This is a genomic window from Aurantiacibacter xanthus (assembly GCF_003584015.1).
GTDB classification, from domain to species: Bacteria; Pseudomonadota; Alphaproteobacteria; order Sphingomonadales; family Sphingomonadaceae; genus Alteraurantiacibacter; species Alteraurantiacibacter xanthus.
Window position 1 is genome coordinate 1 of sequence record NZ_QXFM01000074.1, and the last position, 15,220, is coordinate 15,220.

Annotated in this window: 13 protein-coding genes and 1 tRNA gene; 9 read left to right on the forward strand and 5 right to left on the reverse strand. The window is 65.4% G+C overall.

Features of this window, described 5'->3' with window-relative positions; genetic code table 11:
• On the forward strand, window positions 1–358 hold a 358-nt coding region (locus tag D2V17_RS08270; RefSeq protein ID WP_191229126.1), incomplete at its 5' end, for a PD-(D/E)XK nuclease family protein.
• A 70-nt stretch (window positions 359–428) separates the two neighbouring features.
• Window positions 429–749, forward strand: a complete 321-nt coding sequence (gene trxA, locus D2V17_RS08275; RefSeq protein ID WP_119592601.1) for a thioredoxin — start codon at window positions 429–431, stop codon at window positions 747–749.
• A 143-nt stretch (window positions 750–892) separates the two neighbouring features.
• On the opposite strand, the gene D2V17_RS08280 is transcribed toward trxA, so the two are convergent.
• Both D2V17_RS08280 and argJ read right to left on the reverse strand, forming a co-directional pair.
• Window positions 893–1,690 (reverse strand): inositol monophosphatase family protein, encoded by a 798-nt coding sequence (locus D2V17_RS08280; RefSeq protein ID WP_119592602.1) that lies wholly within the window; start codon window positions 1,688–1,690, stop codon window positions 893–895.
• Window positions 1,691–1,822: 132 nt separating this feature from the next.
• Window positions 1,823–3,049: a bifunctional glutamate N-acetyltransferase/amino-acid acetyltransferase ArgJ gene (gene argJ, locus D2V17_RS08285; protein ID WP_119592603.1), complete on the reverse strand. Its 1,227-nt coding sequence runs from the start codon at window positions 3,047–3,049 to the stop codon at window positions 1,823–1,825.
• 96 nt (window positions 3,050–3,145) lie between these two features.
• Here argJ and D2V17_RS08290 point away from each other — a divergent pair, with 96 nt between their 5' ends.
• From D2V17_RS08290 to D2V17_RS08310, 5 genes are all read left to right on the forward strand, one after another.
• A complete protein-coding gene (locus tag D2V17_RS08290; RefSeq protein WP_119592604.1) occupies window positions 3,146–3,751 on the forward strand; it encodes an energy transducer TonB in 606 nt (201 codons plus the stop codon).
• Between the two features lie 77 nt (window positions 3,752–3,828).
• Window positions 3,829–4,089, forward strand: coding sequence for a hypothetical protein (locus tag D2V17_RS08295; protein ID WP_119592605.1), 261 nt, complete (start codon window positions 3,829–3,831; stop codon window positions 4,087–4,089).
• Between the two features lie 97 nt (window positions 4,090–4,186).
• Complete coding sequence (secA, locus tag D2V17_RS08300) at window positions 4,187–6,934, forward strand: preprotein translocase subunit SecA (protein ID WP_119592606.1); 2,748 nt, start codon at window positions 4,187–4,189, stop codon at window positions 6,932–6,934.
• A gap of 63 nt (window positions 6,935–6,997) precedes the next feature.
• Window positions 6,998–7,861: an SMP-30/gluconolactonase/LRE family protein gene (locus D2V17_RS08305; protein WP_119592607.1), complete on the forward strand. Its 864-nt coding sequence runs from the start codon at window positions 6,998–7,000 to the stop codon at window positions 7,859–7,861.
• Window positions 7,854–9,041: an MFS transporter gene (locus D2V17_RS08310; protein ID WP_119592608.1), complete on the forward strand. Its 1,188-nt coding sequence runs from the start codon at window positions 7,854–7,856 to the stop codon at window positions 9,039–9,041. The genes D2V17_RS08305 and D2V17_RS08310 overlap by 8 nt, the downstream gene beginning before the upstream one ends.
• Window positions 9,042–9,151: 110 nt before the next feature.
• Here the strand turns inward: D2V17_RS08310 and D2V17_RS08315 are convergent, their stop codons facing one another.
• From D2V17_RS08315 to D2V17_RS08325, 3 genes are all read right to left on the reverse strand, one after another.
• Window positions 9,152–11,794 (reverse strand): M14 family zinc carboxypeptidase, encoded by a 2,643-nt coding sequence (locus D2V17_RS08315; RefSeq protein ID WP_119592609.1) that lies wholly within the window; start codon window positions 11,792–11,794, stop codon window positions 9,152–9,154.
• 147 nt (window positions 11,795–11,941) lie between these two features.
• A tRNA-Asn gene (locus D2V17_RS08320) sits at window positions 11,942–12,016 on the reverse strand.
• A 182-nt stretch (window positions 12,017–12,198) separates the two neighbouring features.
• Window positions 12,199–12,984 carry an NAD kinase gene (locus tag D2V17_RS08325; RefSeq protein WP_119592610.1) on the reverse strand — a complete coding sequence of 262 codons (786 nt, stop codon included), beginning with the start codon at window positions 12,982–12,984 and terminating at the stop codon, window positions 12,199–12,201.
• Between the two features lie 114 nt (window positions 12,985–13,098).
• Between D2V17_RS08325 and D2V17_RS08330 the strand changes: the two genes are divergently transcribed.
• Both D2V17_RS08330 and D2V17_RS21915 read left to right on the forward strand, forming a co-directional pair.
• Window positions 13,099–14,400 (forward strand): GGDEF domain-containing phosphodiesterase, encoded by a 1,302-nt coding sequence (locus D2V17_RS08330; protein WP_119592611.1) that lies wholly within the window; start codon window positions 13,099–13,101, stop codon window positions 14,398–14,400.
• Between the two features lie 46 nt (window positions 14,401–14,446).
• Window positions 14,447–15,115 (forward strand): CatB-related O-acetyltransferase, encoded by a 669-nt coding sequence (locus D2V17_RS21915; protein WP_281270559.1) that lies wholly within the window; start codon window positions 14,447–14,449, stop codon window positions 15,113–15,115.
• Window positions 15,116–15,220 lie beyond the last annotated feature (105 nt).

The following is a 15,220-nucleotide window of genomic DNA, read 5'->3' on the forward strand; positions in this document are numbered from 1 at the left end:
GGCCGTGTTGGCCGAGCCCGAGTGGCGCGCGCTGTTCGGCCCCGAGGCGCTGGCCGAGGTGCCGCTTGCCGCCGTGGTAGGGAGCGAGGTGGTCGCGGGCACGGTCGACCGGCTGCTGGTGACGCCCGAGCGCATTGTTGTCGCCGATTTCAAGACCGCGCGCCGTCCGCCCTCGGAATTGGCCGAGGTGCCGCAGGCGACGCTTGCGCAGATGGCGGCCTATGTCGCGGCGCTGGAGGTGATCTATCCGGGGCGCAGCGTGGAGGCCGCCGTGCTCTATACACAGGTTCCGCGCCTGATCGCCTTGCCCGAGGCGGTGCTGGCAGCGCACAAGCCCGGCTTCGCGGGCACCGAATAAAGCTATGCCCCGTGCTTATTGTCCCGCCACGGGCAATGACTAGATTGCACGAAAGACAAGGAGATTTTCGATGGCAACCAAAGCAGTGACCGACGCCAGCTTCCAGTCCGACGTGCTCGAGGCCGACAAGCCCGTGCTGGTGGACTTCTGGGCCGACTGGTGCGGCCCGTGCAAGATGATCGCCCCGGCGCTCGAAGAGATTTCAGACGAACTCGCCGGCAAGGTCGAGATCGTGAAGATGGACATCATGGAGAACCCAGATGTCGCCGGGCAGATGGGCGTGCAGTCGATCCCGTTCCTGGCGCTGTTCTCGGGCGGCAAGGTGGTCGCGCACCAGATGGGCGCGGCGCCGAAGAACGCGCTCAAGAACTGGCTTGAGAGCAACCTCTGATTTGACCCGTCGGCCCGGGTCAATTGCGGGCTAGAGCGCGCAAAGCCCTTCCCCTTGGGGAAGGGTTGGGATGGGGGTTCCGAGCGAGCCAGCGTCGAGCCCCCACCCCCCAGCCCCTCCCCAAGGGGAGGGGAGCATGATGGTCAGGGCAGGGCAGAGAGCCGTTCGGCCATGTCGTCCCACAGCGCGGGCGAGGCGGCGCCGATCAGGCCTTTGCGCTCCCATTGGTCGACCCGGTAGGCCGAGCCATCGGGCCGCGCGGCCTTTCCGCCCGCTTCGTTGAGCCACAGCGCCCCGGCGGCATGGTCCCATGCCAAGGTGCGCTCGAAGATCGACACATCGTTGGTCCCCAGCGCAAGCCGCGGATATTGTTCGGCGGCGCAGTAGGGCACGTCGACGAGGCGGTAGTGCGGGGCGATATGATCGGTCATCGCCGCGCGTTTGGCTTCGTCCATGAACAGCAGCGAGATCGCCGCGACGGGCGGTGTTTCACCGGTGCGGAGGGCAGTGATCCGTTCGCCGTTCACGAAGGCGCCCTTGCCCTTGTGCGCCACGCACAGGCGACCGGAAAGGCAGTCGTAGATCCACCCCGTGTGCGCTTCTCCGCCTGAGGCCATCGCGAGCAGGATGCCGAACGGCGGCTTACCGGCGGCAAAGTTGCGGGTGCCGTCGATGGGGTCGATGATCCAGCAGTCGCTCTTGAGCCCTTCGAGCACCTGCGGATCGGCATGGGCCGCCTCTTCGCCGACAATGGCGAGGCCGGGCATGATCTGCGCCAGACCTTCGGCCAGCATTTCCTCGCTCTGTTTGTCGGCCACGGTGACCGGGTCGTTGCCGCCCTTGTCCTCGACCTCGCCCTCGGCAAGGTTGCGGAAGCGCGGGAGGATGGCGCGTTCGGTCACGTCGCGCAGCAGGGCTTCTACCTCTGCATGTAAGGCCATAATGTCGCTCAAAACTCCCCTCCCGCTTGCGGGAGGGGCTGGGGGTGGGATTGGGCCGCCAGGCCCACCCCGCTGCGACTAGCAAGCAAGCTTGCAAGTCTCGCTGCCCCTCTCGTGAACGGGAGGGGAGTATTACGAGCGGTAATCGGCATTGATTGCGATATAACCGTGGGTGAGATCGCAGGTCCACACGGTGGCGGTCCCCTCGCCAAGGCCGAGATCGACAGTCAGGTCCACTTCGTCGCCCTTCAGGTGCTCGGCAACCGGGGTTTCGTCATAGTCGGCCAAGGGCAGGCCGTCCTTCGCCGCCCAGACCCCGCCGAACGCAATGCCGAGCTTGTCGCGGTCTGCCGGCTCGCCCGCCTTGCCGACCGCCATCACCACGCGGCCCCAGTTGGCATCGCCGCCCGCGATGGCGGTCTTCACCAAGGGCGAGTTCGCAATCGCCAGCCCGACCTTGCGCGCGCTCTCATCCGATACCGCGCCCTCGACGGTCACGGCGATGAACTTGCTCGCGCCTTCGCCGTCACGCACCACCAGATGGGCGAGCTGGCGGCAGACATCGTGCAGCGCGGCGGCAAAGGCGTCGGCCCCCGCGTCATCGCCATGCGCGAGCGGGGCATTGCCCGCCTTGCCGGTCGCGAAGGCGAGCACCGTGTCGCTGGTCGAGGTATCGCTGTCGACCGTGATGCAGTTGAAGGTCGGCTCGCTGGCGGCAGAGAGACAAGCCTGCAGGAAGGCAGGCTCCACCGCCGCATCGGTGAAGATATAGCCGAGCATCGTCGCCATATCGGGCGCAATCATGCCCGAGCCCTTGATGATGCCGTTGATCGTAACCTTTGTCTCGCCGATCATCGCCGTGGCGCTGGCGCCCTTGGCGAAGGTGTCGGTGGTGCCGATGGTTTCGGCCGCCGCCTCGAACGAGCACGGCTCGGCGGTGAGTGCGGCAGCGACGCCCGCTTCGGCCTTGTCCTTGGGCAGCGGCACCCCGATCACTCCGGTGGAGGAGACGAACACCTCCGCAGGCTGGCAACCCAGATGCGCGGCGACCTGCGCCATGATCTGCTCCACCGCATCGCGCCCGCGATAGCCGGTGAAGGCGTTCGAATTGCCCGCATTGACCACCAGCGCCCGCGCGTGCCCCAGCTTCACCTGCTCGCGCCCCAGCTCGACCTCGGACGAACAGCAGACATTGCGCGTGAATACGCCCGCAACGGCGGTGCCTTCGGCGAGTTCGGCATAGGTCAGGTCGCAGCGGTCCCACGTCTTGTAATGCGCACGCGCCACGCGCAGCGTGACGCCGGCGACAGGCTCCATGGCGGGGAAGGGTTTTGCGAGCGGCGAAGTGGCGATGTCCATGCGAGGCCAGTAATTTAACAGCGAGGCAGCTTCAACAACGAACAGAAAGGCCGCGAAGTACTTTACCGGAAAGTCTCGCGACGTTACCGCTTGGCAATGCGGAAAATTGCAGGATATTGCGCTGGACCGGCGCTTGTAGTGGGCACCTTGCTTGCAACGCCATTGCAGGCGAGGGACGAAGTCCCGTCCGACCCGGTGCCTGTCGGTGACAGATCGACATGGGTTACCTCGGAAGATTGGCCTCCGGACCTGTATCAGCATGAGACCGGAGGTATTGTTCGCGCAGAGCTTGCTATTGACGCCGATGGACAAGTCAAAAACTGCCGCATTGTCGAAACGAGCGGCTATGCTCCGATGGACGAAGTCGTATGCGTGAGGCTGACACAGCGGGGGAAGTTCAAGCCGGCCCGCGATGTCAACGGCCGGCCTGTAAACGGGCTTCACCGCACGAGCGTGGTATTTGGTTTCGACGATTCCTTGCCGTCCGTGCCCGAGCCGGGATCGGTCACAATGGAAGTGACTTTGGGTGCCGATGGCACGGTAAGCGATTGCGCGTTAGTAGGCACTATGCCTGCCGCTGTGACACAGCCGCGGTGTCCCGCTGGCGTTGCCTTCGAGCCCGTTCGTGATGCCGAAGGCAATGCCGTGCGCGCTGTGATCCGCACGACAATTACAGTCGAGCACCAGATCCTGCAGGATTAGTGTTCCGCACCCCGGCATTGCGCAAAAGCAGCGCCTGGTGATGGACTTCGCCTCAACAATCGCTATTTGAACCCATAATGCTTCGCCGTCTTTTGACCCTGCTTGCCGTGATGTCGGGCTTTGCGCTTGTCGCAGAGCCTGCGCGTGCGGTGGAGGCGGGCGTCGTCTCGATGGCGGAAGCCGCAGACAGCGGCGACTGCTCGACTATCGTTGCAGCACCGCTCGAATTGTCGGCCGGCAAGGCGGCCCGGGTTCCGATGGCGCGTCCGTGCGCCGGGCGTCCGGTCGTCGTGTGGAGCCCCACGGTCCAGCTTCAGGCAGACCGCGCGCTGGAATAGCGCCTCCCGCGCTTCGGCGCGCCCTTTACCGCACGCGTTTTCCGCCGCGCCGCTTGCCCGCGCGGCTCCTCCATATTCACAGTCAGGAATCCACCCCATGTGGCAGTCTATCGCCAAGTCCCTGTTCGGCTCCTCCAACGACCGGTACATCAAGCAGCTTGAGAAAATCGTCGCCCGAATCAATGGTCTGGAAGAGCAGCTGGTCGATTTCTCCGACGACGAGCTGCGTGCGCAAACCGCAAAGTTCCGTCAGAAACTCGAAGAGGGCCAGTCGCTTGACGACCTGATGCCCGAGGCCTTCGCCACCGTGCGCGAAGCCTCGAAGCGCGTTTATGGGATGCGCCATTTCGATGTGCAGCTGATCGGCGGCATCGTGCTTCATCGCGGCCAGATCGCCGAGATGAAGACCGGCGAAGGCAAGACCCTGATGGCAACGCTTGCGACCTACCTCAACGCCATCGAGGGCAAGGGCGTCCACGTCGTCACCGTCAACGATTACCTCGCCCGCCGCGACGCCGAGGAGATGGGCAAGCTCTACGAGTTCCTCGGCCTGAGCGTGGGCGTGATCGTGCCCAACCTGCCCGAGCACGCCCGCCGCGAGGCCTATGCCGCCGACATCACCTACTCGACCAACAACGAGCTGGGCTTCGACTACCTGCGCGATAACATGAAGCATTCGCGCAGCCAGATGGTGCAGCGGCCCTTCAACTTCGCCATCGTCGACGAGGTCGACTCGATCCTGATCGACGAGGCGCGCACCCCGCTGATCATCTCCGGCCAGACCGAGGACAAGTCCGAGCTGTATCTCGCCATCGACGCCGTGGTGAAGCAGCTTGAGGAAGAGTACTACGAGACCGACGAAAAGGCCCGCAGCGTCCAGCTGACCGAGGACGGCGTCGAGATCATGGAGCAGCGCCTGCTCGCCGCCGGGCTGCTGGCGACCGACAATCTTTACGATGTCGAGAACACCCAGGTCGTCCACCATCTCGACCAGGCCCTGCGCGCGGTAAAGATGTTCAAGAAGGACACCGACTACATCGTCAAGGACGACAAGGTCGTCATCATCGACGAGTTCACCGGGCGCATGATGGACGGCCGCCGCTGGTCGAACGGTCTGCATCAGGCGGTCGAGGCGAAGGAGGGCGTGGAGATCCAGCCCGAGAACCAGACCATGGCCTCGATCACCTTCCAGAACTACTTCCGCATGTACCCCAAGCTTTCGGGCATGACCGGCACCGCCGCCACCGAGGCGGCCGAGTTCTTCGATATCTACAAGCTCGACGTGGCCGAGATCCCGACCAACCTGCCGATCGCGCGCGTCGACGAGGAAGACCAGTTCTACAAGAACACGCTCGACAAGTTCGCCGCCATCGCCAAGGCGATCAAGGAGAAGCAGGAAATCGGCCAGCCGGTGCTGGTCGGCACGGTCTCGATCGAGAAGAGTGAGCTGCTCAGCCAGTTCCTCGACAAGGAGGGCGTGAAGCACAACGTCCTCAACGCCCGTATGCATGAGCAGGAAGCGCATATCGTGGCGCAGGCGGGGCGTTTCGGCGCCGTCACCATCGCCACCAACATGGCCGGGCGCGGCACCGACATTCAGCTCGGCGGCAACCTCGATTTCCGCATCGGCGATGAGCTGAGCCATCTCGAAGACGGCCCCGAGAAGGACGCCGCCATTGCCCGGATCAAGGAAGAGATCGCCGCCGAAAAGGCGCGGGTGAAGGAAGCGGGCGGTCTGTTCGTGCTCGGCACCGAGCGCCACGAAAGCCGCCGCATCGACAACCAGCTGCGTGGCCGTTCGGGCCGTCAGGGCGACCCCGGCCTGTCGCGTTTCTACCTCTGTCTGGAGGACGACCTCCTGCGCATCTTCGGGCCGGATACGCTGTTCGCCAAGATGATGAATTCGAACCTCGAAGACGGCGAGGCGATCGGCTCGAAGTGGCTTTCGAAGGCCATCGAGACCGCGCAGAAGAAGGTCGAGGCGCGCAACTACGAGATGCGCAAGCAGGTCGTGCAATACGACGACGTGATGAACGACCAGCGCACCGTGGTCTACGACCAGCGCGCCGAGATCATGGACTCCGAGAAGGTCGATGACGTGGTCGAGGAAATGCGCCGCGACGCGATCAATGCCATCGTGGCGGGTGCCTGCCCGCCGGGCTCTTATCCCGAGCAGTGGGACATCGAGACACTGAAGGCCAAGGTTGAGGACGTGATGGGCGAAACCCCGCCGTTCGACGAATGGCTGGAGGAAGAGCACGTCGACCCCGAGCTGATCGAGGAACGCCTGCAAACAATCGCCGAGCAAAAGCTCGCCGAGCGTGTGGCGCAGTTCGACACGGAGGTGTGGCACGCCAACGAGAAGGGTATCCTGCTTGAACGGCTCGACCATCACTGGAAGGAACACCTCGCCACGCTCGACGCGCTGCGGCAAGTGGTGTTCCTGCGCGCCTATGCGCAGAAGACGCCGATCAACGAGTACAAGCAGGAAGCCTTCGGCCTGTTCGAGAACATGCTCGATACGCTGCGCGAGGATGTAACTCGCGTGCTGCTGACTGCGCAGTTCCGGGTTGCACAGCCCGCCCAGCAGGCGGCGCTGCCCGAATTGCCCGATTTCCTCACCGGCCATATCGACCCGTTCTCGGGCGAGGACAATTCGAACGACGGCGACGGATCGGCCCGGTTTGCGCCGCTGTTCGGCTCGCTGGCGGGTTCGCCCGTGGCGGCCGTCGGCCCCGGCGGCGCGGAGACGAGCGATCCCTACAAGGACCAGAACATCAACCGCAACGCGCCGTGTCCGTGCGGCTCGGGCAACAAGTACAAACACTGTCACGGCGCCGTCTGAGCAGCAGGTACTTGTTATAATCGTAACGCTCGTTAGTAACCTCTCGCGAGAGAGGAGAGGGCGATGCGAATTTCGAGGTTGGACCTGCCGCGCTGTCAGGTGGGCGAGGGGCCCTTGTGGGACGTGGCCGAACAGGCCTTGTTCTACATCGATATCCTCGCGCAGAAGGTGTTTCGCTGGCATCCGGCCTCGGGCGATCACCGGCAGTGGGATGTCCCCGACATGATCGGCTCGATGGCCTTGCGCGAGCAGGGCGGGGCTATCGTGGCGCTGGTTAACGGGGTGCATAGCCTCGACTTCGCCACCGGCGCGGTCGAGCCGCTGGCGCTGATCGATCCGGCCAATCCGGCCATCCAGCTTGCCGATGGCAAGGTCGACCGGGCGGGCCGCTTCATCTTCGGCACCAGCCACCGCAAGGCGAGCGAGCCAGTGGGCGGGCTGTTCGCGCTCGATCGGGGCACGATCCGTCAGCTCGATAGCGGGCTGACGCTCGGCAATGGCCCGTGCTGGTCGCCCGATGGCGCCACGCTCTATCACGCCGACAGCATGGCGCATCTGATCTACGCCTACGACTACGACATGGCGAGCGGCACAGCCACGAACCGGCGCGCGTTCTTCGACACCAGCGACTATGGCCCGATCCCCGATGGCTGCACCGTGTCCGCCGATGGCGACCTGTGGACGGCGATCTGCGAGGGCGGCGTGGTGCTGCGCCTGTCGCCCGAGGGCGAGGTGAAGCAGGTGATCGAAATGCCCACCAGGCTACCCGCCAGCTGCATGTTCTTCGGCGAGAAGCTCGACCGGCTGTTCGTGCCCAGCATCGACCCATCGTTCCTTGGCCGCGAGCCGGAGGAGGGTGACGGGTGGAACTATGTGATCGACGACCTTGGTGTCACTGGCCTTTCGGAGCCGCGCTATCATGGATAAGCGCCTTCCCCCGCTGCTGGTGGCAGTGTTCATCAACATCGCCGGGTTCAGCCTGATTCTGCCGTTGCTGCCGTTTTACGGGCAGGTGTTCTCGGCCAGCTCGTTCGAGATCGCGCTGCTGTTTGCGGCCTATTCGTTCGGCAACGTGTTCGGCGAGATCCACTGGGGCCGCCAGTCCGATAGCTGGGGGCGGCGCAAGGTGTTCTACGTCACCACGTTTATCGCCGGGCTGACCTATATCGCTTTCGCCTTCGCGCCCAACCTGTGGGCGGCCATCGCCATCCGTATCGTCAGCGGGTTCTTCTCGGGCACGCTCAGCGTGGCGCAGGGCTTTATCGCCGACGTTTCTCCGCCTGAGCGGCGGGCCAAGACGATGGGCTATTTCGGCGCGGCCTTCTCGCTCGGCTTTGCCTTCGGGCCGGTGCTGGGCGGGCTGTTCGCGGGCGAGGAAGTGGCGGCACAAAGCTTCCACGCGCCGATCCTGATCGCCGGGGCGCTGTCGATCATGGCGAGCATCTGGTGCTTTATCGTGCTGCGCGATGCGGTCGAGCCATCGGGCAAGGGGCGGCCGCTGCCGAAGTATTCGGAGGCTTTCGCCTTTGTCTCGGCCGAGCCGTTGCTGGCGCGGCTGTTCGTGATCTCGTTCTTCGGCATCGCCGCCTTTGCCTCGATGGAGGCGATCTACGGCCTGTGGAGCGAGGCGAACTTCGGATGGAGCGCGAAGGATCTGGGCTGGGCCTTCCTCGCCATCGGCGGCGGCGGACTGTTCGCGCAGCTGGTGCTGATCGGCCCGCTGGTCGCGCGCTTTGGCGAGGCGCGGGTAATCATGATCGGGCTCGCCTGCCTGGTGCTGGCGATGCTGCTGCAGCCGATCATCCGCACGCCCTTCACTGGCGTTGCGCTGATGGGCCTGCTGATGACCGGGCACAGCCTCGCCTTTCCCTCTGCCGGGGCGCTGCTCAGCCGCAATACCCCGCCCGAGCGGCAGGGCAGCACCATGGGGCTGCTGATGGCCTCCAACGCCATCGGGCGCATTCTCGCCCCGCCGGCTTTCGGCGCGCTGTTCGCGCTGAACATGGATCTGCCGTGGTATGCGGGCGCGGGCATGATCGCACTCGCCGCGCTGATCGCGTTGCAGGCGGTGCGCCTGCTCGATGCGAAGCTTGCAGCGGCTACCTGAAGTCTGCTGCCACTTGCTCCCCTCCCCTTGGGGAGGGGCCGGGGGTGGGCCCGAACACTGGTTGGCGTGGAACCCCCATCCCAACCCTTCCCCACGGGGAAGGGCTTTATCTAGCGGTAGCGCGCTGGCGCTTGCAGCACGGCGTTGGCGATCAGCAGGTCGAGCCCGTCGAGATAGCCGCGCGTGCTCGGGTCTTGCGCGAAGCCGACTACCAGACCGTCGCCGTGTTCCTGCGCCATCAGGTAGGGCTTGAACGCCATCTGCCGCCGGTTCTCGTCCCAGATGTAGCCGCTGGCAAGCAGCTCCTCGGGCGCGGCATAGCGCACCGCGTTGGTGCCCGTTCCGCGCGCGAGCGGGGTGAAGATGAGGTTGCCGCTGGCGTTGACCACCGGACCCGCCTCGTAGCCTGCCGAAAGGATGGTGTCGGGATCGACGGCGGTGTTGAGCAAGGCGCCGGGAATGATGTCGGGCATGGCATCGGGGTTGCCGATCAGATTGCGATAGTCGGCCAGCGTGGCGATCTCGGTGCCGGGCGCGGTGGCACCCTCGGGGGAGGGCTTTTCCTTGGCGTTCCGCATGGCGGCGGCGCTCTCGGGCCGGGTCGCCAGCAGCGGCTCGTCGCCGCGGTTGAGCGCCATGATCGAACGACCGATGGCGACCAGCAAGCCCCCCTCCTCGGCAAAGCGCGACAGCGCGGAGACACCGCTCGCCCCAAGCGCGCGGGCCGGGTTGCCATCGGGCACCAGCACCACGTCATAGTGGCTCAGATCGGCTTCGCTCACCTTGCCGGTGCGGATCGCCGCGACGGGCATGGCGAGCCGCTGCTCGATCACATAGCGCAGCGCCCCGGCAGACAGCGGCGAAACGCCATCGTCCCACAGCATCGCGATGCGTGGGGCAGTGAGCACGGCGGTGCTGTCGCTGCCGAGATTGGGGCCGTCCTCGACCCAGCCATTGGCGAGCGCGCGGGTTTCCGCGCCGATGGTGCGCGCGAGCGCGTTCAGCTCGCCGAGCTTGCCCGCATTGGCGGCGGCGGTGAACACCACCGAGCCGCGCGGATAGGTGCGCCCGCCCGCCGTGAAGGCTTCGGAGCTGGAGCGACCCGTCAGACCGGCGCGCAAGGCTTCGGCCACCAGACGGACCTGCCCGCTGTCGCTCCACGGAACGGCGAGCCCGAACGCGCCTGGCGCTTCGGTGCGGTCGGGCAGGGGGGTGTCGGCAGCGAGCGCCACACCGCCAGCGGCATTGCCGCACAGCGACACGTCCACGCCCGACATCAGCCCGAGCGACCACGCGGTCGAATCGTAAAGTTCGTGCGGCAGGTCGCGGCTGCGGCGGTCCTCCTGCTCGGCGACGAAGAAGGCGGGCAGGTCGGTCTGCTCATCGAGCAGCGCGCGCACCAGACGGCCGGTGCCCTGCTCGCGCGGCACCGCGAGATAGCCTTGCGGATGGCTCTTGCCGCACGCGCTCGCCGGGCCGCCCACCTGCCGCACGGCAATGCCCTGCAAGGCGAGGCGGCGGCCAAGCTGCTCGGCGTTCCAGCGGCGCGAGGCAAGGTCGATCAGATAGCTGCCGCGCCCGGCCTCGCCCGTGGCGGCGCTGCGGCGATAGTCGGCATAGTCGGTGAGGAAGCGGCGCGCGTTGGTGGCGACAGTGTAGGCCGTGGCAAGCGTCGTGGTGAAGTGGTTGCGCACCGTGTCGCGGTAGGTCAGCAAGCTGCCGTCGGGCCGCTCGTAGACGAGGCCGCGCGAGCTGGCCTGTTCGAAGGTCATGCCGATGGACCCGTTCAGCATCGGCCAGCTGTCGCCATAGCCTGGGTAGAAGGCGTCGAACACTTCGCGAGTGTAATAAGGCTGGCCGATGGCATCGAGCGCGGCGGCGTTGTTGCGGCCCAGAAGCTCCTGCGCGGCGATCTGGTTGGTGGTGATGTTCGGATTGATGGGGTTCGCCACCGGCGGCATGAAGTAGGTGCTTTCGCCGCCCATCTCGTGCGCATCGACGAAGACCACCGGCTGCCAGTCGCGCAGGGCAGCAACCTTGCCGCGCGTTTCGGGCTGGGTCAGCGCGAACCAGTCGCGGTTGAGGTCGAACAGGTAATGGTTCACGCGTCCGCCGGGCCAGGGCTGGTCGTGCTCGGCGGTATCGGGATCGGCCTGCGGCACCAGTCCGCGCGCTGCCATGGTGCTCTGAACGAAGCGGTTGCGGCCATCGGGGTTTTGTGAGGGGTCGATGATGACGACGCTGTTGGCAAGGATCGTATCGACCGCCGCGTCGCGCTCGGAGGCGAGCAGGTGATAGGCGAGGGCAAGGGCCGCATCGGTGGAGGAAATCTCGTCACCGTGAACGCCGTAGGAGAGCCAGGTGACGGGCACGGTGCGTTCGATAATCGCGCTGGCGGCGGCAGGCGCGAGGCCGCGTGACAGCTCGCCCATATCGGCCTTGATCGCATCAATCCGGGCCATGTTGGCGGGGCTGGCAATCACCGCATAGACCAGCGGACGGCCTTCCCAGCTTTGCGCATATTCGATCAGGTGCACCCGGTCAGGAGCCGCCGCGGCAAGCGCCTGCATATAGGTGAGGACATCGGCGGGCGCGGTGATCTCATCGCCGGGGGCATGGCCCACTACCGTACGCAGTTCGGGGATCGCCGGGTCGAACGTGCCGGGAAGGATCGACTGCGCGGCCAGCGGAGTGGAGGCGAGCAGGCTGGCAGCGCCGAGCAGTGCGGCGCGGACGATAGCGTGGCGGATCATCGAGGTTCCCTGTCCTGTTATGGCAGGCAGGATGAGCGGAGGAGCGGCTTTAGGCAAGCGACTGCGCACAAGCTTTGCCAAAAAGGTAATACCGCGCTGGGGCGCAGGCCTTCAGGCTGAGTTATCGCACTTAGATGAAGTGGAAAATGGCTCCCCGAGTAGGATTCGAACCTACGGCCAAGTGATTAACAGTCACCTACTCTACCGCTGAGCTATCGGGGAGCAACCCTGAGGCAGGTGAGCGCCTATATGGGGGTGATTCTGGTTTGGCAAGGCCTGTTTTCGGCTTTCTGACAGGGCTTCGAAAAAAGTGCCAAGGGAATGCGCATTTACGCCAAAAACGGCGCAAAGGCGGAGCGAACCGCCGCGAGGACGCCAGCCCGGATGGGCCGACGGAGCGAGAATCAATGCGCGAATTGCTCGGACACGATCCGTTCGTCGAGCGCCTGACCGGGATCGAACAGCATGACCATTTCCTTGTCGCGCGCGATCGCCATCTTCACCTCGGCCACGTCGCGCACTTCCTTCTGGTCGGCCACCACCGCCACCGGGCGTTTGGCCGGCTCGTTCACGCGGAAGGTGACGGTCATCCAGTCGGGCAGGATCGCGCCCGACCAGCGGCGCGGGCGGAACGGACTGATCGGCGTCAGCGCCAGCATATGCGAATCGAGCGGCAGAATCGGCCCGTTGGCCGAAAGGTTGTAAGCTGTCGAGCCGACCGGGGTGGCGAGCAAAACGCCATCGCCCACCAGTTCGGGGATGCGCACGCGCTCGTTCACCAGAATTTCGATCTTGGCGGTCTGGCGCGTTTCGCGCAGCAGACTGACCTCGTTGATCGCATAGTAGCTGGTGGTGTCGCCGCTCTGGGTCGTGGCGGTCATGCTGAGCGGGGCGACGCGCATCATCTTGGCGCGGTTGATATGGTCGACAAGGCTGCTGGCCCCGTGCCAGCGGTTCATCAGAAAGCCGACCGTGCCGAGATTCATCCCGTAAACCGGCAACTTGCGTCCGGTATCGAGCATATGGTGCAACGCATCGAGCATCGAGCCATCGCCGCCCAGCGCAACGACGCAATCGGCCTCGTCCACCGGCACGAAAGCGATCTTCTCGCGCAGATCGCGCGCGACCTCGGCGGCGCGGTCGGTCTGCGCGTGGAGCAGCGCCAGCTTGGTGAATTCGTGCTCGGCCATATGAACGGTCCCTGCGGAAAAGCAGCGGCAGTACTATGAAGCGGCGTCCCGATTTGCAACGTAGTCAATTGCGCGCGCGCATTCCGCGCCGGTTTGGCGCAAGGGGCGGCGGCGATGGAATTACATGAGACCGATGGTCAGGACCGGCTGACCGGCGTATTCAACGCCCACGCAGCCATACAACAGTTGGGCGAATGGCAGGCAGGCGCAGATCCGGGGCAGGTTGCCCCGATCCACGCCATGCTGCTGTCGCTGAAGCGCTTCTCCGCCGTCAACCTGGCCTATGGCAAGGCGGCGGGTGATCGCGCTCTGGTCGAGATTGCAGGCCGCATCACTGCCTTTGCCCGCACCGAATTCGACCGCGAGTGGCTGGTCGCGCGCGTCACCGGCAGCACCTTTCTGATCGCCGCGATGGAAGCCTCCAGCCGCGAACGCTGGCAGTGGCTGGCCGAGGAACTGGCGCTCGACATCGCGCGCCCGCTCGCCAGCATCGAGGCACCGGCACCTGTCCGTCTGTGGCCGCGCATGGCGCTGCTGCGCGCCGTGGCCGGGGAAAGCCCCGAGCGGATGGTGACGCGGCTGGGCGAGGCGCTGGAGAGCGGACGGCACAATCCCGGCAAACGGTTCTGCTGGGTCGATGGCACACGCTCGCTGCCCGACCGCAGCGCGCACGAACTTGAGGCCGACCTCATTTCGGCGCTCGGCCGCGACGAGATCGCCATCGTCTATCAACCGCAGTTCTGCACCGAGACCGGCGCAATGGTTGGTGCCGAGGCGCTCGCGCGGTGGGAGCATCCGACGCTTGGACGGGTCGGCGCGGGGGCGATGCTGGCGATTGCCGAGCGGGCCGATCACATCGGCCAGCTCTCGCGCCATATCGTGCGCAAGGCGCTGCTCGGCGCGCGCGACTGGCCGCAGCACCTCAATATCTCGCTCAACGTCACGAGTACGGATCTCGCCGCCAGCGATTTCGCCGAAGTGCTGGCCGAGGCGGCCAATGAGGCGGGGATCGCGCCCGAGCGGATCATTCTGGAAATCACCGAACAGGCGCTGGTGATCGAGCTGGATCGCTCGGCTCAGCGGTTGCAGGAACTGGCCGACTGCGGAATGCAGGTGGTGCTCGACGATTTCGGCGCGGGCTTCTGCAACTTCCGTTACCTCACCATGCTGCCGCTGACGGGCCTGAAGCTCGATCGCTCGATGATCGAAAATCTGGCCGACGACCCCCGCGACCTCGCGGTGTTGCGCGGCATTGTCGCGATGGCGCGGGCGCTCGATCTCTATGTCCTCGCCGAGGGGGTGGAGACCGAGGCGCAAAAGGAGATTGTCGCGGCCGAGGGCTGTTTGAAGTGGCAGGGCTTCCTTGGGGCGCGGCCCATGTCGTCGGGTGATCTGGCTTCCTTTACGATGCGCTGACCGCTACGAGCGCGCACCTGTTCTGAACTTTTGAAGAGGTGCCGCCGTGCGAAAGCTCGATCCCAGCCAGACATATCCGATGGTCCTGCCCGATGGCACCGAGGTGAAGACCGTGGTGCACCTCAATCAGGTGATCGACCACCCGCGCATCGAGATCGGCGACTTCACCTATTTCGGCCACCTTGAGGCGCTGGATGACTATGCGGCGTTCCTCGCGCCGTACATCTATCCGCCGAGCAAGGAGAAGCTGGTGATCGGCAAGTTCTGCCAGATCGCGCACGGGGTGCGGATCATCACCAGCTCGGCTAACCACGACACCTCCGGTTTCTCGACCTATCCGTTTACCAACTTCATGCTCGATAGCAGCATGGAGATGGCCGACGTGGTCAAGCTGATGGACCTGCCCGACCGCAAGGGCGACACGGTGATCGGCAACGACGTGTGGATCGGCATGAACGCGATCATCATGCCGGGCGTCACCATCGGCGACGGGGCGATCATTTCGGCCGGTGCCGTGGTGGTGAAGGACGTCGCACCTTACACCGTGGCGGGCGGCAACCCGGCGCGTGAGCTGAAGGCGCGCTTCGATGCGGAGACTACCGCCGCCTTGCTCGACATCGCCTGGTGGGACTGGCCCTACGATGTGATCAGCGCCAATTTCGCCGCCATCACCGGGGGCGATATCGCCGCCATGCGCGCGGTGAACCCGGTCTAGCCGCCGATGACATTACCCTGACCCACCTTGCTCCCCTCCCCGCGGGGAGGGGCTGGGGGTGGGGGCTCGACGCTGGCGTGGAACCCCCATCCCAACCCTTCCCCA